The sequence below is a fragment of the Cytobacillus gottheilii genome, assembly GCF_001636345.1.
Taxonomy (GTDB): Bacteria; Bacillota; Bacilli; order Bacillales; family Cytobacillaceae; genus Cytobacillus; species Cytobacillus gottheilii.
Genome location: NZ_KV440945.1, coordinates 2564658 through 2585139 on the forward strand (window position 1 = coordinate 2564658; position 20482 = coordinate 2585139).

Annotated in this window: 15 protein-coding genes and 1 pseudogene; 4 read left to right on the top strand and 12 right to left on the bottom strand. The window is 38.6% G+C overall.

Features of this window, described 5'->3' with window-relative positions:
* Nucleotides 1-136 precede the first annotated feature (136 nt).
* Both A6754_RS12380 and A6754_RS12385 read right to left on the bottom strand, forming a co-directional pair.
* Nucleotides 137-1315, bottom strand: coding sequence for an RtcB family protein (locus A6754_RS12380; RefSeq protein WP_066445927.1), 1179 nt, complete (start codon nt 1313-1315; stop codon nt 137-139).
* Nucleotides 1316-1432: 117 nt separating this feature from the next.
* The gene (locus A6754_RS12385; RefSeq protein ID WP_066445940.1) at nt 1433-2782 is read right to left on the bottom strand and encodes a DUF4026 domain-containing protein; all 1350 of its coding nucleotides are present in this window, start codon (nt 2780-2782) and stop codon (nt 1433-1435) included.
* A 210-nt stretch (nt 2783-2992) separates the two neighbouring features.
* Between A6754_RS12385 and A6754_RS12390 the strand changes: the two genes are divergently transcribed.
* A complete protein-coding gene (locus tag A6754_RS12390) occupies nt 2993-4009 on the top strand; it encodes a YeiH family protein (RefSeq protein WP_082851682.1) in 1017 nt (338 codons plus the stop codon).
* A 178-nt stretch (nt 4010-4187) separates the two neighbouring features.
* Here the strand turns inward: A6754_RS12390 and A6754_RS12395 are convergent, their stop codons facing one another.
* From A6754_RS12395 to A6754_RS12420, 6 genes and pseudogenes are all read right to left on the bottom strand, one after another.
* Nucleotides 4188-5444 carry a glycosyltransferase family 2 protein gene (locus A6754_RS12395; protein ID WP_066445943.1) on the bottom strand — a complete coding sequence of 419 codons (1257 nt, stop codon included), beginning with the start codon at nt 5442-5444 and terminating at the stop codon, nt 4188-4190.
* Nucleotides 5437-7182 carry a polysaccharide deacetylase family protein gene (locus A6754_RS12400; RefSeq protein ID WP_066445946.1) on the bottom strand — a complete coding sequence of 582 codons (1746 nt, stop codon included), beginning with the start codon at nt 7180-7182 and terminating at the stop codon, nt 5437-5439. The genes A6754_RS12395 and A6754_RS12400 overlap by 8 nt, the downstream gene beginning before the upstream one ends.
* A 439-nt stretch (nt 7183-7621) precedes the next feature.
* Nucleotides 7622-8499, bottom strand: a pseudogene (locus tag A6754_RS12405) (aminoglycoside 6-adenylyltransferase).
* Between the two features lie 31 nt (nt 8500-8530).
* Entirely contained in the window at nt 8531-9337 is an 807-nt protein-coding gene (locus A6754_RS12410) for a PP2C family serine/threonine-protein phosphatase (protein WP_066445948.1), read from the bottom strand.
* Nucleotides 9330-9779 carry an HIT family protein gene (locus A6754_RS12415; RefSeq protein WP_156495783.1) on the bottom strand — a complete coding sequence of 150 codons (450 nt, stop codon included), beginning with the start codon at nt 9777-9779 and terminating at the stop codon, nt 9330-9332. Before A6754_RS12415 ends, A6754_RS12410 begins: the two co-directional genes overlap by 8 nt.
* Nucleotides 9780-9901: 122 nt before the next feature.
* Nucleotides 9902-12079 (bottom strand): RNA degradosome polyphosphate kinase, encoded by a 2178-nt coding sequence (locus tag A6754_RS12420; RefSeq protein WP_066445953.1) that lies wholly within the window; start codon nt 12077-12079, stop codon nt 9902-9904.
* Nucleotides 12080-12293: 214 nt separating this feature from the next.
* On the opposite strand from A6754_RS12420, the gene A6754_RS12425 reads away from it, so the two are divergent.
* The 3 genes from A6754_RS12425 to A6754_RS12435 all read left to right on the top strand — a co-directional run bounded on the left by A6754_RS12425 (nt 12294) and on the right by A6754_RS12435 (nt 14894).
* Nucleotides 12294-13205: a Ppx/GppA phosphatase family protein gene (locus tag A6754_RS12425; RefSeq protein ID WP_066445956.1), complete on the top strand. Its 912-nt coding sequence runs from the start codon at nt 12294-12296 to the stop codon at nt 13203-13205.
* A gap of 280 nt (nt 13206-13485) precedes the next feature.
* Complete coding sequence (locus A6754_RS12430) at nt 13486-13830, top strand: hypothetical protein (RefSeq protein ID WP_257297576.1); 345 nt, start codon at nt 13486-13488, stop codon at nt 13828-13830.
* Nucleotides 13827-14894, top strand: a complete 1068-nt coding sequence (locus A6754_RS12435; RefSeq protein WP_066445960.1) for a hypothetical protein — start codon at nt 13827-13829, stop codon at nt 14892-14894. The genes A6754_RS12430 and A6754_RS12435 overlap by 4 nt, the downstream gene beginning before the upstream one ends.
* A gap of 144 nt (nt 14895-15038) precedes the next feature.
* Here the strand turns inward: A6754_RS12435 and A6754_RS12440 are convergent, their stop codons facing one another.
* The 4 genes from A6754_RS12440 to A6754_RS12455 form a co-directional block, all read right to left on the bottom strand.
* On the bottom strand, nt 15039-15473 hold the full coding sequence (locus tag A6754_RS12440; protein WP_066445962.1) for an NUDIX hydrolase: 435 nt from the start codon (nt 15471-15473) through the stop codon (nt 15039-15041).
* An 11-nt stretch (nt 15474-15484) separates the two neighbouring features.
* Nucleotides 15485-16354 (bottom strand): proline iminopeptidase-family hydrolase, encoded by an 870-nt coding sequence (locus A6754_RS12445; RefSeq protein ID WP_066445964.1) that lies wholly within the window; start codon nt 16352-16354, stop codon nt 15485-15487.
* A 135-nt stretch (nt 16355-16489) separates the two neighbouring features.
* Nucleotides 16490-19624 carry a DEAD/DEAH box helicase gene (locus tag A6754_RS12450; RefSeq protein WP_066445966.1) on the bottom strand — a complete coding sequence of 1045 codons (3135 nt, stop codon included), beginning with the start codon at nt 19622-19624 and terminating at the stop codon, nt 16490-16492.
* Nucleotides 19625-19702: 78 nt separating this feature from the next.
* Complete coding sequence (locus A6754_RS12455) at nt 19703-20473, bottom strand: class I SAM-dependent DNA methyltransferase (protein WP_066445976.1); 771 nt, start codon at nt 20471-20473, stop codon at nt 19703-19705.
* Nucleotides 20474-20482 lie beyond the last annotated feature (9 nt).

A 20482-nucleotide genomic window follows, 5' to 3' on the forward strand; every position in this document is an offset into this window, starting at 1 on the left:
ATGAATCCTATTACATTATACATCAGAATATACAGGTGTAAAGACACTTATCATTAAAACCTACAAAAATAGCTCTAACACTTGTAAACGTGTTAGAGCTATTTTTAGCTTTATCTTTTAATGTAAAGTTTATTCACTACCCTTTGAAATTATATAGGGGTTTTATCACTTCAACGATTTCCGCCGTATCAGCTATGCTTTTTTCAATTTCTTTTGCTGGTTTATAGGCTTGAGGTGCCTCATCCAATGTCTTCTTTGAAACAGATGTAGTCCATACATTCTTCATTGATTTCTGAAAGCTCTCTAAACTAATTTGCGCCTTTGCTTTTGAGCGGCTCAGCATTCTGCCAGCCCCATGTGGAGCAGAAAAATTCCATGCGGCATTTCCTTTGCCGACAGCTAAAATACTGCCGTCTCTCATATTTAGTGGAATGATGAGCTGCTGCTTACTTTTTGCAGAAGCAGCACCTTTACGCAGAATCATTTCATTCAAATCAATATAATTATGCGGACAATCAAAAGTTTCGATTATGTCCTTATGCCATTTCATTCCTTTTAGAATGGTATTTGCCATCTGCGCACGGTTGGCAGCTGCAAAGTTTTGGGCAATATTCATATCGTGTAAATAATGCTGAAGGTCCTCACCCTGTACATAGGATAACTCGTAAGGAATTTTGCGGTCATTACGCAAGCCTTCTGTTTGCTCAGCAGCTTCTAAATCACCATGCTCTTTCAGATCTTTCATCTGAATTTTTAACTCTTTTCTTTCATCAGATAGTTTTTGATATGCTGTCTCTTGGTGATATTCGGCGATCTCTTTGCCTAAGATTCTGCTGCCGCTATGAATGACAAGATAAATGGCGTTTTTTCCTTCATTTATTTCGATAAAATGGTTGCCTCCCCCAAGTGTGCCAAGGCTTCTCTGTGCCCACCCCTGATGAATGGACGCATGTACACCACTTAGGTCAAAGGCTGCTTGCGGCTGATCAAATGTTTGATGCCCGCTCGGAATTCTTGCACGGATCAATTGATCCAGTTTTTCAAAATTCATTTTGATGCGGCCTTTTTTTATTTTAGCTACATATAAACCACAGCCAATATCAACGCCAACTAGGCTAGGCACAACCTTATTGGACACCGTCATGGTTGTTCCAATAACGCTCCCTATTCCGGAATGCGTATCAGGCATTATGCGAATGGTGCTTTCCTTCGCAAATTCCTGGTTACATAGAGTAATAATTTGCCCGATCGTGGCGTCATCCACCATGTCTGTATAGCAAATTGCTTCATTGTATTTTCCTTTTAACGTTAACATCTGCATTTCTCCTCACTTTTTGTCAGCGAGAAATGAGATCATTTCCCGCTTCTTTAAACGGTTAGAACCTCTTTGTTTTGTACTGTCATTGGAAACGCCACCTTTCATAGAATAAAATTATTTAAGAAATTGATATAAATTAGTTGGATTAATCATATCTTCTTCTCTGTATATGACCCAATCTGTTAATTGATTAAAATTCAGTGTATATTCATGGTCTTTTTTCATATCAGGCAAAAAATAAGGTTCATTCAATAAGATGCCTGATACTTCTTGATCAGTTATGTGTGTAACTTCAAACCACATATGTTCATGTTCTTCCTCTGCATATGGAATACCGATTTTTACTAGAAATTGAAACTCATCTTCATCTCCATATGTATCACGAATATTAGCAAAATAACCAAAGCTTTGTTTGGCGTTGTATGCCATTCGTTCCGTTTCGCTTGTCGTTTTGAAAAACATTAAACCTTCATTTAATGTAAATTCGACATCAAAGCAGACTATACTGTCATCATTTCCGTCGTATTGAAATAATAAGCAGGATGGCTGCTGGTGTATATCATCCCGATCGTCCATATTACCTAAAAATTCGAATGATGCATCCAGCGGCTGTAATCGAATTTCTTCATTTTCGATGTCTTTTAAGTTTGTAACCTTCGTTTTTTTTCCGACGTACGAAAGAGCTTCTTCCCAGGGTACAGCAATCACTCGTATGTCCCCTTCTTGGCTATGTGCAATAATCGCTGGCTCATTTAACGGCACATAGCCATGCTCAAAACAATTATGAACAAACGTGCTAAAAAGGTCAGGAATCCCATAATAAGAAGATAGTCTGCTAGGAATAATCAGTTCCACTTCCGTAAGACCCGTTCGAAGAAGGCCATGTGTGTGGAACCAGTACTGTGAATCCCTTTCTTCGCCTCCATCTTCATAGATCGAATGAATAATATATAAATCTTGTATATCTGGCAGCAAGTCGTTCCCCACATAATAGGAAATATATTCTTTTGTAATAACCTTCATGGCTGCACTATGATCTAATACAAATAATAAATCTGGAGCTACCCGCCAAATAAATTCCAGCTGGTTATAATATGCAATTAGTGCATCACCTTGAAAAAGAGTACGGATAAAAACTTCTGTCCCATTTTTGGCTTCTTCATAAACTGATTCTTCTAATAACGTGCCTTGACGAAAAAAATCTTTATATTCGATGCCTTCTGGTGCTTGGTTTACTTCAATTTCATAGGGAAGAATGATGTCTCCGTACTGTAATTCAATCATCATTCCCGCTTCGTCTTCATGTACAATATGACAGTTTAGTTCATCACTGTTTAATGCAAATATTCGCTCCTTCATTTGCTCAAGTGTGATTACACCTGGCAAAACGGCGATCATATCAGAAAAAGCGCGCTCTAGTGTTCCTTCTTTTGCTGCGCGGTAAATGTCCGTTTGCTGTTCCATCGGAATCACTCCTCACTATTTGATTTAAAATCTAGAATCTTAGCCGCAACCATTGTTTTCCACTATCATTGTAGCTGTGTTTTTTAGATAATTCAATCTTCATAGTGGAAATTCAATTAATCAAAAGAAAAAACAGCGATTTGGCTGTTTTTTTCTATAATAAAAGATAAACTGTTACTTAGATTTATTTTTGGAAGTGAGGTACATCGAATGGTTGCTAAATTTTATGGATGGATGAAAACATTTTTTCCTGGTATTTTATTTGTTCTTTTGATTGCTCTTCTGGCAAACTATTTAGGCAGCATGTTTCCAGTTGTTGGCGGAGCTATTTTTAGTATTTTAATTGGTTTTATGATCAGACAATTTTTTGGTGTTCCCAGCTTTTTGGGACCTGGGGTTGGCTATACGTTAAAAAAACTGCTGAAGCTGGCCATTATACTCCTCGGCTTCAGCTTTAGTTTCGCCGAAATTGCCAGTGTTGGTGTTGATGCCCTTGTTATTGTTATCATTGCCGTCATTTCAGGTGTTTTCCTTACCTTTTTCATTAGCAGGCTTGCAGGATTGCATGGCAATATTCCCCTATTAATTGGTCTTGGAACAGGAATTTGCGGAGCGACAGCAATCGTCACATCCAGTTCCATCATTAAAGCAAAAGAAGAAGAAACATTATATGCGGTAAATACCATTTTTGCATTTAATGTGCTGGCCGTTTTTATTTATCCCTTAATTGGAAACATGCTGAACATGTCCCATCATGAATTCGGTGTTTGGGCTGGAGCAGCGATTCATGATACATCTTCTGTCGTTGCTGCTGGATACAGCTTTAGCAATGAAGCAGGTGATACCTCTGTTGTTGTAAAGCTGATGCGCACATTGCTGCTTGTTCCTGCAGCTATTGGTTTATCATTTTTAATTTCAATGAAATCGGCACAAATTGACGGTGCCGAAACCAAATGGACAGCAATAAAAAAATCGTTTCCTGTTTTTATTTTATTTTTTGCGGGAGCAGCTGCCCTAAACTCCTTCATCTCACTGCCTGAAAGCTGGACAGATCAAACGAGCAGCATGGCCAAATTTATCATTATCATGGTCATGGCCAGTGTCGGACTAGGCACCGATATCAAAAAAATTAAAGCCGCTGGGCTGCGTCCGCTCCTCGTTGGCCTTGTATCTTCTGCAATTATGGGCGGAATTAGTTTGGCGCTGGTTTTGTATGCGTCACAGTGACGCCCCGGAAAATCTTGTTTCACAGAAATGTTTCACGCCAAATTCTTGGCCATATAATAGAAAAAATGCAAGGCTGCCGCTGTGTAGCCTTGCATTTTTTATTTCAATATTTTTCATCAGATAAAGCCGAAAAACGTCTAATCCTGCGCTTTCCCGAGAAATATTTAAGTGCAAATCCTTATGAGGTTTGTTTATACCGCTGCGTTTTATACCAAACGACATCCTGCTTTAGCAGCACTCTTTTCGCTTCTAAATATAGAGAATAAACAACAAGTGCAAGCCAGATTTGCGAATAAGTGAAATACATAAGGATGACGGCTAGCATATTTTTAAAGGTGGCTTGCTCTTTTTCAATACTCAATGCCAGCATAATCTCAGTCATATACAAAAGGAAAGCCAGAACTAGTAAGACTAAGGATATCCCGCCTGCTGAAATATCTAAATCCATAAATAGATTGAGCACAAACAATAAATTTGAAACGAGTACTCCTGCTAGAAACAGCATATAGGTAAAGAGAAAATAAAAGAGATCGAGATAGACTTTTTTGTTTTTCAGCTGGAAAAACTGAATTAGGAATTTCAAAATAACATATTGGTTGCCTCTTGCCCACCTTGTCCTCTGCTTCCACCATACCTTAAAGGTTTCTGGTTCCTGTTCCCACGTAATTGCTGCTGGAAAAAAGCGAATATGATAGCCAAGGTTGTAAACACGAATACTCAATTCTGTATCTTCCGACAAGGCTCGCTCATCCCATCCCCCTAATTCTTCTAAAATAGATCTCCGAATAGCAAAATTAGTGCCAGGAATGGTTGTCAGTTTAAACCAAAACCATCTTCCAGCCTGAGCGAGCCACTGAAACGTAATGGTCTCAATATTTATAAAGGATGTCAGCATATTTTTATTTGCATTGAGAACTCGAAATTTGCCAACAACTGCTCCAGCCTTTTGATCGTTTTGCAACGCTTGTGCAAGATAATAAACGGCATCCTCTTCCGGCTGATTATCAGCATCATAAACAACGATATATTCACCGGTTGCCGCCACAAGCCCTGAATTTAAGGCACCAGATTTACCTCTGCCTGCATAGGGCGGCTTTGTATGAATGGCTTTAATAAAGGAATAGGCTCTTGCATACTTATTAATAATTGAGCCTGTATTGTCAGTCGAGTTGTCATTCACAATAATAAGCTCTAATCTCTTGCGCGGATATTTAAGACGAATCATTGCCTCAATCGTATTCTCAATCACCACTTCTTCATTATGGGCAGGAATGATAATACTTACCTTTGGGTAATATGCCATCCGTTTTTCCCATAAATCTGCTTTTTTCTGATATCTTAAGAAATGCATATATCCGCCTTGCATCAGAAACATATGATAAACAAGCATAAACCAGATCAGAAACAGGCTGAGATAAAAAAGAAAATTAACCATAATATTTCCCCTTTTCGGTCCGCATGCGCCGTATCTTAATAATGACTGCATAGAGCACAAACAGAACAACCATCCCGCCGGCACTTAGTGCAAATAACCACATTGTATTGTCAGCGGTTGATTTCACTTTTGGATTATAAAACTCTGGTGAGTCTTTTAATAGCTCAAAATATTCTACGTTTACACTCAGTTCCTCTGTTTCTTCAGCAGTTACAGTAATGTTATCAACTTGGACCACATTGCTTGTTTGCTGCAGATCAATCCATTGCAAATTAGGAATCTGCTCCATCCGGCCGATCAGCTCTTTAAATTTTTCCACCCCTAAATACGGATGATAAAATCCAGCAATATAACCATCTCTGACCACGGTCATCTCCTCTGCCTTTTTCATCATTTCATCAATTGCATGAGGATTATCAGGCTCAACATAGCCGATTGTTTCAGGCAGAAGATTCATCCCATGTAAAAAGGTCGGACTCGTAGCGTATGGTGCTGGTGCCATGATCTGCCAATCACGATCTCCCAGCTGCAGCTGACCTATATAGGTCGAGAAGTGTTCAGACAGGATTTCATATCCGCTTTGGCTCATCGTATAATGTGGTGCTTCAAAGGCATATGGGATGAGCCCATAACTGACTAAATCCTGAATTCCCTTTGTCACTTTCGTTTTAATATAGTCAACTTCAAATGCCTTTTGCTTCGCTAAAAACGCTAAATATTCATCTTCTGTCTGAAAGTCACTTCTTTGTTTTTTTTCGGGCGTTTCATCAGGAGGCACCGTTATTGGCATGTTGGCATCCACATCCCAAAATTCAAATCCCTCTCCTGTCTCATCAGCTTTGTATTGATGTGTGTATCCATGCAGAATAATTCGCCCTCCATTTTCCTGCATATATTTCAGCACTTCTAATAGCTTTGGAAAGTCTCCGAAATGATACTCATCACCTGTTTCTGGATTACGATAAATCGGAATGACAGAAATAATATAGGGTATCTCTTTTTCTATGAATATATCGGCAATTTCCTTCATGATGGTATGATCGGTTAATGGATGGATATCTTCCAGTCGAAGATAAGCAGGATGTCCTTCTGGATGATCAGCTTTAAACACTTCATGAAAAACCTCGCCTAAATAGGTGGAAAACAAGGAATCAATCTGATAGGAAGCATGATAGTAAAGCTCATTCTTTTTTATAAAAAGTGGATACTCTTTTCCGTTTCCTGCCCCTTTAACTAGCACCTCGGCTTCTTTTAAGTCTTTCATTTGAAAAATAAGCCGATCCCCAAGCTCGTTTTTCTTATTTCCTTCCACCAGCACTAATTCATTAATTAATACATTGTCACCGAACTGGATAAAATCATAATCATCTCCCAAATACTCCACATTATAGCCTAATGCGACCTTAGTTTTTGTAAAAGAATCAAATAATGATCCGACTTTAGCTGGCAGAACTTCTACCACTTCTCCGTAGTAAAAAAGAACGTCTGCATCTTGAAGATCTGCTTCTTCAATCTCACTGCTAGGTAAAAATGTCATATTAGGAGAAAAATGGCCGATCAGCATATCTAGGAGCTTGATGTTTTCTGTGACCTTTCCTGTTTCAGATGAATACACAATTACAACATGCAGATCTGAATCTGAAACAGAATCTGCTTTAACTGATTGTTCAAAACATGATAGCAAAATTAGTAATAAAGATAAAAATACGCATTTGAACGATTTTCCATTCTTAATCACGATCACTCATCATCCTTTTTGTTCGTTATATAGAATATATAACTATTATAAAAAGAACACAAAAAGGAAATTCCGCCAAATTATTACCCTTTTATACCATTTTCTTCAAATTTCTCGTGATTCTTATCGTTTTCAGATTTATTTGGATTTTTTGGTTTGGGCCGTTCGGGCCGTTCGGACCGTCACAGTGACGCCCCGGATTTTCTTGTTTCACAAAATGTTTCACACAAAAAATACAAGGAATCATTATATCCTTGTACTACTAGAAATAAGATATGAAGAGATTTAATGCTTTAGTACTAAATTTTTTAATGTGTCACAGTGACGCCCCGAAATACCTCGAATAAACTCGAAGTTTCTTGTTTCACACGATGTTTCACAATATAAAAAAACAAGGATACATCCTGTATCCTTGCTGGTTCATTAAAATTTAGTTTGATTAGAATATCTTCTGGGCATCCTTAGGTAAATTTCTTACTGCACAAAGATACTTTATCATATTATGCTCTTCGTCGATGAGGTATGTAAATGATAAATGATCAGCTAGATCTTGTGCTAGCATATGAAAGAGTTTACATGTCTTAAAAATAGATTCCCAAAATGAATAATTATCAGAGTCACAGTATGTTTCTTTATAAAGTTCCCAATAAGAGGCTGGCAGATATATTTTGAAGTATTTGCCCATTTTGCCTGTCGACACCTTATAATTATGTTCGCTGCCAATTCGCCAAGAAACCATTTTATCTAATTCCTGTCTTATGACCTGTTCGAACATTTGCTTTGCATATGGCAGCTCATCACGCCAGATCCCTTTTGCTACGTTTTGCAGACACCACCAGAAATTATTACAGCAGCCTGCATACATAGCCTCTGTCGGTTTACATACGTGCTAATCCACATCTGAAGGCGGATCAATTGCTGGTAAAATTTGATCTTTATCTAATAGTGGCAATGTTAATTTTTCAGACACAAATCTTTCTTTCATACTTTCTTCTGTTTCAATATGAAGGTCGATTCGGTTTCCATCTGTAAAAAGCATTAAATAACTATAGGAGGTATCAAAATCTGTCCGTTCACCGCATGCCTGATCATTTTTATCCGGTTCCTGAATCATCAGTCACCAAAATGAAGGATCCACGATTCATCACGTATAAAACTCGCTGTTTCTGTCACGACATAAACAATATCAAAATCCTGAAAGAGATCTTTTGGGGCATTGGGATTTGTCCGTGAACCATTCATATACACTGCTCGGATACGGTTATCGTTCATGGCGTAACCAGTTATAAGGTTCATCATTTCTTCTTCGGCTCTCATTTTATAATGATCCTTTCTTGATTTAACGTGCCTATTCGCTTGGTCTTACAGCTTCCATAGAATTATGTACATTCCATGAAATAATGGTTGTACTATCTTTAACACCGTTATTTTGAATGACCTCTAACATTGACATTATATTCGTTTTATCATTATCCGAATTGAGAAAAGAATTATAAATGTTTGTAGGGTTTGAGTAAGGTTTATTAGGACATTCCAGCAAGCCGTCCGTTGTTAAGAATATCCGGTTTTCTCCCTCTCTTAACTCTCGGACACCTCTGCTGTAGCAGGGGACTTGCTGTTCAAATGTGTTCACTCGTCCAATCCATTCATAAAATTGTCTTTGATTAACTTCCAACTGACCTAAGGCAGCTAACTCTTCATGAAACAGATATAATACACAGTCACCTACGGAAAACCACCATAAATATTGTCCTTTGCGGAACACGATCAAACATGCTGTTTCACCTGTAACCTTTCGGCAAGAGGCTAAAAACTCTTCAGATTGAAACAATTGCAAAATCCTTTTTTCCAGCTTTTTAAAAGCATCTTGAATTGGTTCAGATAACACGTCCTTTATCTGAATTTGCTCTTTTTGAAAAACCTCTAAAATCAACTGGGCACTTTCTGATGTATGATGAGCATCCAAAAGGATCATAAACTCCCAATCCTCTTTTTCATTACACCATATTAAACATCCATCTTCATTCTTATTTTGACCAGCACTGGAATTACCGCCGAATCTTCCCACTGATATAGAATGAAATCGTTGTATATTCGGAGCATCAATAAAAGTCTCCTGACTTCCAATCCATATAAAATTTTCAAAATCACTCATTATAATTTTCCAAGTGCTGTTTTATCCGGGCACATAAATTGTAAACTTCATTTTCTTCTCCCATGGGAGCAGCATTCCAATCGTAAACGGCGTTTGGACCCCAATGTTCCTTCGGTGTACCAGGATATCTTGGTACAAGGTGCATATGCAAATGCGGGACTGCATCACCCATTACATAAGCATAAATATGTTCAGCCTGCTCACTATCTTTTAGTGCCTTACTCAATTTAGTCATCATCATTCCAAAAGATCTGGCTTCTTCCATTGTCATATCAGCTAGAGATGCTGCATGTCTTTTTAAATCAATCATGATGTGACCAAGGTAGTTTGGCTGTCCATCTCGATCAATATGCCCAGCATATACATATTCATCTTCATAGATTTTAAGATTTGAAGCTGGCAAGTCACCAGCATGTTTATTGCAAATAAAACAGGCACTCACAATTACTCCCCCTTTCATATATTGCTAAGATTATAATATAAAAATCACCATAATAGTTAAAATTTTCTTAAAATTAATTTATAGCACAAAAAAACACCCCCAGCCTGGAGGTGTTTCTCTACTTAGTTCTTCCGTTTTGAAAATAATAGCTTAAACTGTGCAACCGGGTCTTCGTATTTCTTTTCGCGGATTACTTTGGTTGCAGCTTTTTCGCATAATAGGAGCTGGCTGTTGATATCTCTTTCGCCTGGCTGTTTTTTAACATAATGATAAGATCCATCTGGTGCTTGTTCACGCGCTTTGCAGTTGTCACTAAGCATTATGTTCATTGTTTCGTCGATTCGTTTCTTCAATTCGATATTTAGAATCGGGAATAGGATTTCTACTCGATTTTCCATATTTCTGGTCATTAAGTCTGCGGATGACAAGAAAACCTTGTTTTCACCATTATGATGGAAACAATAGATTCTTGTATGCTCCAAGAATGTGCCAACAATACTGCGCACTGTTATATTTTCACTGATCCCTGTAATTCCAGGACGCAAACAGCAGATCCCTCGAATAATCAGATCAATTTTTATGCCAGCAATTGAAGCTTCATATAGTTTCATAATAATAATCTTATCTGTTAATGAATTCATCTTAAGAGCGATTTTTCCGTTTCCATGCTCTTTATGAAAGGCAATTTCCTGATCAATCAGCTCTATAAACGTATCCCGGATCGCAAACGGCGCAACAGATAAGTAATGATAATCGGGCTTGTCCATATAACCGCTGAGATAGTTAAAAAAGTTAGTTGCATCTATGCCAATTTTTTCGTTATATGTTAAAAGGCCCATGTCTGTATAAAGTTTAGCCGTGGAATCGTTATAATTGCCTGTTCCTAAGTGGACATAACGCTGTATTCTTCCTTTTTCACGTCTGACAACAAGCGTAATTTTACTATGTGTTTTTAAATGATTCAGTCCATAAATCACATGGCAGCCTGCTCTTTCCAATTCTTTAGCCCACTGAACATTATTCTCTTCATCAAATCTCGCCTTTAACTCAACAAGAACGGTTACTTGTTTTCCATTAGCAGCAGCACGCTTTAAACTATTTATAATAGGAGAGTCTCCGCTAACTCGATAAAGAGTTTGCTTGATTGCAAGAACAGATTTACAATCCGCTGCCTGTGATACAAAATCAATTACTGGCTCAAACGATTCGTAAGGGTGATGAAGAAGCACGTCGTTTTGCCGTATTTTTGTAAAAATGTCCCCGTCGCCTTCAAGGTCGATCGGTGGCTGAGGTATGAATGATTGCGAGCGCAGATGTTCATGTGTTGCTTCAATTGTCCGGTAGAAACCAAACAGAAACGTCATATCAAGAGGTGCTTCAAGTGTATAGATATCATCAGTATGAATCTCCAGCTCAGATAGTAAATAGTCCATTACCTGCTGATCAAAACAGCCTTTCTTAATTTCCAAACGTACAGCTGCTCCCCATTTGCGGTTTTTTAATTCTTCTTCAATTTCCTGAAGTAAATCTTCCGCTTCATCTTCATGGATATTTAAGTCCGCATTACGGGTAATTCGGAAAGGAGTTACAGACTTCACCTGATAACCGGCAAACAGTTTATGAGTAAATAAAGTGATGACGTCTTCTAATAAAATAAACTGTCTTACATTATTCTTTTTAGGAAGTTCAATAAATCGATTGATCACTGCAGGGACTTGTACGAGTACTAGATTGCCGTCAAAGGGAAATAGTTTCTTGCTTTCGGCTGATTTATCTTCTACGACAACTGCAAGGTTCAAGGATTTATTTAAAAGCATAGGAAATGGCCGGTATGCATCTATTGCCATAGGTGTTAGTACAGGAAACACTTCTTCATCAAAGAAGTTCTCTAAAAACGAATAAAACTCCTTAGAAGCCTCATCCATTGATAAAAACTTCACATTCTCTTTTTCAAGTAAAGGGGATAATTCATGTAAAAAAGCATAGTCCTGTTTTCTGACAAGATCATGCGTGCGTTTATGTATCGCTGTCAGCTGTTCTTTCGGTGTTAGTCCCGCCTTGTTCTCTGGTTTATTGAAATCTGCTTTCACCTGATCCAGCAAGCCTGCAACTCGCACCATGAAAAATTCATCAAGGTTTGAACTGAAAATAGCTAAAAACTTATAGCGATCGAGCAAGGCATTGCGAGGATCCAGTGACTCTTCCAGAACACGGTAATTAAAATCCAACCAGCTTAGCTCTCTGTTATTATAAAGTGAAGGATCATCCAAGTTCACTGCTTCATTCTTTGTTGAATCCACTACATTCCAACTCCTTCAATCATTTAAATCCTTTAAACTTTACCAATGTTTTGTAAATCAAAACAATAGGAATTGTTAAATTTTCGTTAATATTTTTACTATAATGTCTTCAAAGTCATTATAGCATTTACATTTTTTTTACGATAGATTACTATTAAATTTATCTGATTTCTTTATAAAAGGATCTACAACCAGCAAAGGAAGTGTACAGGAATTGAAGGAAAGACTGATCGGTATTATAGATATTGGCTCCAACTCGGTTCGGCTGGTCATTTATCAGATTGATAATACCAACAATTACACAGAAATCAAAAATGAAAAAGTATCGGCAAGACTGATCAATTATATTCAGGATGATGGCAATTTAAAAGAAGAAGGAATACAAATCTTACTTTCCACCCTTAATCAATTTAACGAAATCTTAACCTCCTACCCTGAAATAGAGGTCACGGGATTTGCTACTGCTGTCATTAGGCAGGCTTCAAATAAAGAAGCCATTTTAAATGCTATGAAATTACATATAGATTGCCCGTTCCGACTCTTAAGTGAATATGAAGAAGCCTATTACGGCTATGTCAGTGTTGTGAATGCAATTGATTTAGACGATGGCTTTACGATCGATATTGGCGGAGGCAGCACAGAGATTACCCTATTTAAAGATCGAGAATTAATTGAATATGTGAGTTTCCCATTTGGTGCAGTCTCCTTGGATCGGCGCTTTCCTTGTGATCAGGAATTGACAGTGGCTCATTTAGAAAAGATTCATTCCTTTTTAATTGAAACGTTTAAAAAGCATCCTTGGCTAACCCATCAAAATGCTCCTATTATTGGAATTGGGGGAACGGCGCGAAACGTAGGACGTGTTCATCAAGCAACTAAGAAGATTGAACAGCCTGTAATGAGCTATGCAGAAGTTAATCGTGTTCTCATGGAGATTGCCTCCATCCCTGTTCAAGATCGTGGGAAAATAAAAGGGCTCTCTAAAAAAAGAAAAGATATCATTATTCCAGGGATTATGATTATCCTGGCTCTTATGGAGGAAATTCAAGCGCCTTATTTTATGCCTATTGATCAATCGATTCGTGAAGGGATATTATGCGATCATTTTCTTAGAAAAAATCAATAAGTACTATGCCATCAGTCTGGTTTTGTCCCATATCAAACTGATGGCTTTTTTTATTTTTAGAATCACCTCAGTTGTATAATTTTTCTACTTTAAACCATCCTAAAAGGAAGTTAATACAATACTTTGCATTTTCCATAATGCTTAAATATGAGGTGATGATCCATTGACACTAATTTTTAGAATTTCAATTGTGCTTATATCTTGGTTTAGCATTATATTTCTCCCCAAATCCTCATTTCGCAAATACTTAACGGTTACATTATTTTCGGCATGCGTTTTATTGGCAGAAACAATGATGGCTATTGGATATAAATGGTGGAAGACGCAAGGCGGGGTTAAATATACTATTTTTAATGCCCTTTCCTTTATTTTTGGCCCTTTCTTTGCCGTCAATATGTGGATCTTTCATTTTACGAACGGCAGATTTTTCCTCTATACACTTATAAACTTAGTAATGGATTTAATATTTGCTTTTCCACTGAACATCTTCTTCCAAAAAGTTGGAGCCTATAAGCTTAAGAAATTTAAATCTAAGCATCTATTTTATACAGCATTTGCCTATTCTTTTATCAATTATGGCTTCCAGAAGCTCGTTGAAAAAGGAGATGTGAACTCCCAGTCATGAATTTCACACTTAAACACCCTGTGAAGCTATTTGATCAGACAGAACGGTATGGACCCATTCATAACATTTTTGGGATTGGCGACCCCCATGTTACAAAAATCCAAAACCAATGGTGGATGTTTTTTGGCGGTTTCCAGTCTAATTTTAAAAATAATATTTTTTCTGCCTACCTTCCTGCTGGTGAAGGGCTTGATTGTAATGAGTGGAAAATCATGACGGATAAAGATAATCCTACGAAAGCAAAACCTTTAATTGCTAATTCCGCTAAGGGCAGCTGGGATTATTTTGGCTATCATACCCCTTGCTTTGTAAGCGGATTCGATGAAAAAGGCGGCAGAGTAGAGAGAGTTTATTATACTGGGAGGGCTTCAAAAAAAGTCCTTGATAATCAAGCTCCATATTCAATTGGTGTCATCGAAAAGAAAGAGGACAACTGGGTCCGTTATCCGCAGCCAATAATAACTGGTACTGCCGCCAGTCCAAATGTGCTTGAACCAAAAGTTCGTTATTATAATGGTTTATGGAGAATGTGGTATGTGACAACTGTTCAGGAAACGGGAAAAACCGGAGAACCCCGCTATACCATTCAATATATTGAAAGTCAAAACGGCTTAGAAGATTGGTCTGAGCCTATCTCTCTATTTAACGAGGATGAAAACTATTATGATGCCTCTGTTCATCAGACACCGTCCTCAGCTTTTGAAATGACGGTATGCCGCAGCACCAATTTATATGGAAGAACGCCATTTCCTCCGCAAGGGTTATGGCTGCTGGAAGGAAAGAAGCCAAATGGAGACCGAAACAACTGGTCATCTCATCCATATGAGCTGATTGAGTGTGAAGCTGGAGAAGAGTGGTATAAACACGGAATTGCCGCCCCCTGCGCCTATTATGGTGAAAACGAACATGACCGCAATACTCTGTACATATTTTTCACAGGAGTAAACGAACGCAGAAATTGGGCAGGTATTACTTTTACAAAACTAAAAGAAGGAAAATGGCCGCCGTTTCCTTCTCCATTCTATTTTTCAATCGGAAAGGTGGAATGTCATAAAATCGTTTAACGGAATTATGATGTTTGACACTCTTTGTTCATACTCTCGTCATATTTATCCTTTATTCTATAAATGTAGCTAGGACAAGCAATACCCTTTTCCTCCTTTTTAATAGGGACTGTATCCAATGATGGGTACAGTCCCTTTTGCTTTTTACTCTTCATGAAAAAAAGAGAGGTTAAATAGCGGATTTTTGAGCAAATTTTTCGCAATACGCTTCATATTTGCAGCGTTTCGCAGCATTCTTTCTTCTGTTTGGATAAGATCTGAGAGTCGTATCCACTTTGCTTCTACTATATCTTCCTCTGTCATTCTTAGTGACTCTCCGCTATGTGAAGCAATAAATTGAAAAAGAATAACAGGATCGTTTGAATCACTTATGAATTGATATACACCTGTAGTACCTGTAATCGATACTTGCAGTCCCGTTTCTTCTCTCACTTCTCGGGTGGCTGCTGCAATAATATCTTCCCCATCTTCTAAACGGCCGGATGGAAAATTCCAGCCCTTCTTTTCTTCTCTTATAATTAGAACTTCTTCTTGTTCATTAAATATTGCTACACTCGCTACAAGTACATTTTTTCTCATCGATATGTGACTCAATCGTTTTGGTTAAGAAAATTAGAAATAACATTTACATACTGTTCAGGCTCTTCAATATACGGCATATGGGCACTTTTTTCGAAAACATGAAATGCCGAATTAGGAGTTAGCTCACTAAAGGATTGTGTTGACTGTGGTGTTGCCTCATCATAGCGGCCGCATGTATATAAAGATGGAATTTCGATTTCTTTCAGCTGCTGTGTACAATCGAAGCTTTTTAAGTTTCCAGTTACATGAAACTCAGAAGGACCCCACATCATATTGTATACTTCAGGACTTCTGTATTTTGCGCCTTCCTTTAAAAACGCAGGCATTGGATCCAATCTGCAGACAAACATTTTATTAAATTCAGCTGTTGCCTCTTTATATGCTTCTGAATCGGTTGTTCCGTTTGCTTCACATTCTTTTAAGATAGCTTGGACATCTTCCGGCAAAAGCTGGCGGTTTCGTTCCTGATCCTCTGCCCATAAAGGGGCACTTAAGCATGGACTTGAAAAAATCACACTTTTTACGCCAGCTGGCTTTGTTAATAAATAGGCTGCCGCAAGAGTTGTTCCCCAAGAGTGTCCAAGAATATGTACTTCATCTAACTTTAGGGCTTCACGGACTTGCCCAAGCTCTTCTACAAAACGATCTATATGCCAAAGTGATTTGTCGTTTGGCCGCTCGGATTTTCCGCAGCCAAGCTGATCATAAAAAATCACTGGACGGTCCTTAGCGAGTATTTTCAGATCCTGCATAGAGTAATGAGACGAACCCGGTCCGCCATGCAGAATAATGACCGGTGTTCCGGTCCCCTCTCCCACATGCTTCTGATACCATACTTTACCGCCTGTTACATCAATCATTCCTTCTGTTGCATTCATTGTTACTCCTCCTTTTTTTGCTAGCTTAGTAAGTGTTTTTAAAGATTGTAATGAACACTAAATATGCTGACAGATATATGAAGATAAACGGCTTGCCCAGGAATTATTAAAAAACACCCCCAGGCAGCATGTCCTCTATTGTAATAGCTCTACAATATCCTCTTCCGTTAAACTGGCATCAAATGTTAATACTTCATCTATTAAGTCGCGCTTTTTCTCCTGAAGAAGATTAATTTTTTCCTCTACGGTGCCTCTTGAAATTAGTTTTATCACTTGCACATGGTGTTTTTGCCCCATTCTATGGGCGCGGTCTGCTGCTTGTTCTTCAACAGCTGGATTCCACCATAAATCATATAGGATAACAGTATCTGCACCTGTTAAATTAAGACCTGTTCCACCAGCTTTTAACGAAATCAGAAAGAGATCGCGTTCCCCCTCATTAAAACGCGTGCATAGTTCTACCCTTTCGGAAGAAGGTGTTTGTCCATCCAAATAGAAAAAATCCATCCCCAACTTTGCAGCTTCCTGTCCAATTATGGCAAGCATTTTCGTAAATTGAGAAAAAATCAGTATCCTTCTGCCGGCATGCTGTGCTTCTTGAAGGATTTGGATCAATTGCTCCAGTTTAGCGGAGCCGCCCTTGTATCCGTCCACAAACAAGCCGGGATGACAGCAAATCTGCCGCAGCCTGGTGATGCCAGCGAGGATTTTGATGCGATTTTTCCTCAGTGTCTGTTTATCCAGATGCTTGAGCGTATCATGACGAAGCTTTGCCAAGTATGCAGCATAGAGCTTTTTCTGATCTGGAAGCAGTTCGGATGAATCGATCATTTCTATCTTCTCAGGCAGCTCCAAAAGCACATCTTTTTTTAGTCTGCGCAGCAAAAATGGCCGAATTCTTTTGGAGATTTTCTCCCGGGTTAAATGACTGTATTCTTTTATACCGCCGAATAATTCCGGGAATACAACATGAAAAATCGACCACAGCTCTTCTAATGCATTTTCAACTGGTGTTCCTGTTAAAGCAATGCGGCGATCAGCCTGAATCTTTTTAACTGCTTTGGCTGTCTGGGTTGTTGGATTTTTAAAAGCTTGTGCTTCGTCAAAGAAAACCGTATGAAAAGATAACGACTCATAATTCCGACTATCTTTTAAAAGCAGCGGATATGAAGTAATCATAACATCTAATTCTGAAAATCGGCTTATCATCGCTTCCCGTTCTTTTTGTTCACCATCTATGACAGCAGCCTCTATTTCTGGCGCAAAATTCATAAGCTCATGCAGCCAATTATAAGTAACGGATGCTGGACAGATAATTAAGATCGGTTTCCTCTGTTCGCGCACTGCATCTAATTCAGATAGAATAAAAGCAATGCTCTGCAGCGTTTTCCCGAGTCCCATATCATCCGCCAATATGCCGCCAAATCCGTAAGCCGCCAGCGTTTTCATCCAGTAATAGCCAACTTTTTGATAGTCTCTTAAAATAGATTTTAACTGATCAGGAACAGGATATGTGGCCTCATTAGGATTTTGCAGCTTTTCTAAAAAGCCTTTTAGTGACTCTTCCATTGTAAAGAGCTGTCCGTTCTCATCCGTTTCAAGTACCTGCAACCCTTTCGAAACAGGCATTTGGTAGAGGCTCTCTTCTTCATTGACCTGACTCGGAACCATTTGCAGGAACCGCTGAATTTCCTCAAACTCTTTTGATTCCAGCGAAAGCAGCGATCCATTGCGGAGCCGATAATATTTGCGCTTTTCCTCAAGCGCTTGAAGCAGCTCGCGTATATGATGATCCGAAACACCGTCAAGTTCAAACTTAAATTCAAGCCAATTCGTTCGTTCTCTTTTAAAAGCAACCCGAAAACGCGGTTTAGGATTTTCTCTAAAAATCCGATTGCGCACAGCCGTTGTAGCATACACATGTACAAGCTTTTGCAGCTTTGGCAGCAGGTGATATAAAAATTGATACTCAAGCCCCTCATTTTGCAGCATATAGCCGCCATCACTTTTCGCAAACTGACCTTCTTCCATGAGCTCTAGGATCTGATTTTCCTTTTGCACATCTCGCACAATCCTTACCCCAGGAGGAGGCTCGCGATTTTCAAGCGGCTGAATAACAATTTGTTCGTAATGAAACTCTAGACCCGCCAATAAGCGGTTATTGATTCGATCCAGATACAGTTTCGCCTGCAGCGGAGTCCGCATAATATCAGCTGGTATATGAACAATTCCGATCTTCCGAAGTCCTGGAACAACCTGCTTTATAAAAAAGTCGAGCTGATCTTTTGTGATCGGGATTTCATTTGCAGAGGATTGCTTTAGCATTTTATCCAGCTCATATAGCTGCTGGAATTGATCTTTCGGCAGCATAAACATGATGCTGTCAATGAGCATCGCAGAATACCGATGAAAAAGAAGAGCGTTCTGCAGTCCTTGAACATGCATAACATATTGTCCAGCTTGAGCACCATCTTTTAGTGTAAAATGAAGCGGCGGCGTTTGCTCAGATACCTGCAATGGAAATTGGGAAAATTTGATCGGAATGTTTCCTGTATATTCTTTCAAATGAGACCATAAAGAAGCAGAAATGATAAATTCACCATTATCCTCTTCTTGAAACATGCTCTCATCGATAATCATTTGATAGAGCAGTTCGAAAAAGCGATCCACATCCGGATGAAAGCAGTGCTCATTAGGATCATAGGTAAATTGCAAAGACAGCACACAAGTTTGCCGCTTTTTTACCGCTTTAATAAACGCTCGAATATTTTGTATTCTAATGGATTGTATGCTGATTGATAGTGACAGCAAATGATCATTGCTGCCGATTTCTTTTATCTCGCATAAAAACTCTGCTTTTAGCATCATCCGATTTTCAAAATGACGCTGCTGACTGCTTGCTGGCAAAGACTTTTTCTGAAAAAGACTAAGCAAACCATCAGTTAAATCGCTTTTACCGCCCTTTGGTGCTATTGGCGATATCCCCTGTCGCTGGATTTCGTGGATTGCAAGCATCACAGCTGCCACATGCTGGCAGTCCTTTGTATAGGAGGCAAGCTTTGGACATGTACATTCTGCTTGCAGTTCACCGCTCACATCACTTTTTAATTTAACGTAAAAAGGCTCCGCTCCATCCACGGTCGCTTCACATTGCTTCTGATCATAACTTTCAAAACTGACTTTATTGGCACGAAAAAAAGCATCCCCTCTTTTATAGGAGATGGTTCCGCACCGTTCCTTGATCATTTTATGTGTGATTGTCTTTTCCATTAACATTGCCCCCCTTCCGCTGTTCTTTAGATTTATTTATTGTAGCATAAAAGGAGGACAAGTGTTTGGGTTAACCATCTATGAATTCTTTTTCCGGCAGACATAAATGCTTTCATAGCTATCATTCGTTATTTCGGATTCCTGCCAATCGCTGTAATGATGGAGAATTTCAAATCCATTTGAACGGAGAAGTCTTTCCATTTCTTTTGGAAATACATATCTTAATTGAATTCCAGTTATTTTTTCATTTATGATCGTGCCGTCTTGATTTTTATATTTTCTGATTGTGGTATAATGCTGGATTTGACTTAATGAGTCATATTGGCTGATGGTATAGACGTCGACTGTTACCTGTTCATTATCTTTATACGATCTCCAATATTCTTCCGTACTTGGCTGCAGCAGCTCTTCCTCACTAGGAAAACGAGTGCCAAAAATAAAAATGCCATCATCATGTAAATGTTTGTACACAGAAGTAAGAAATCGATCCTGTTCTTCGTTAGAATGGAAATGCTGAAAAGAATTGCCTACACAATAAATAAAATGGCTCTTAATCTGTAAATCTAATACTGTGCAATCCTGTTCTCGCCAGTCAATTCGTACTCCATGCTGATCTGACTTCTGTTTTGCTTTAGTCAGCATGCCATTATGGATATCCACACCAGCTAAATGGTAACCTCTTTTTGCTAATGGAATAGTAAGCCTTCCAGTCCCACAAGCTAAATCTACTATTATCCCTTGCTGTTTTTCTGCCCACTTTAAAAGAAAAGGAAGCTCTGGAAAATAAGCTTCATTCTCCTGATCATACAAAATGGGATCGTCGTATTCTTCAAAATGATTGATAGCCATTTACCTCCT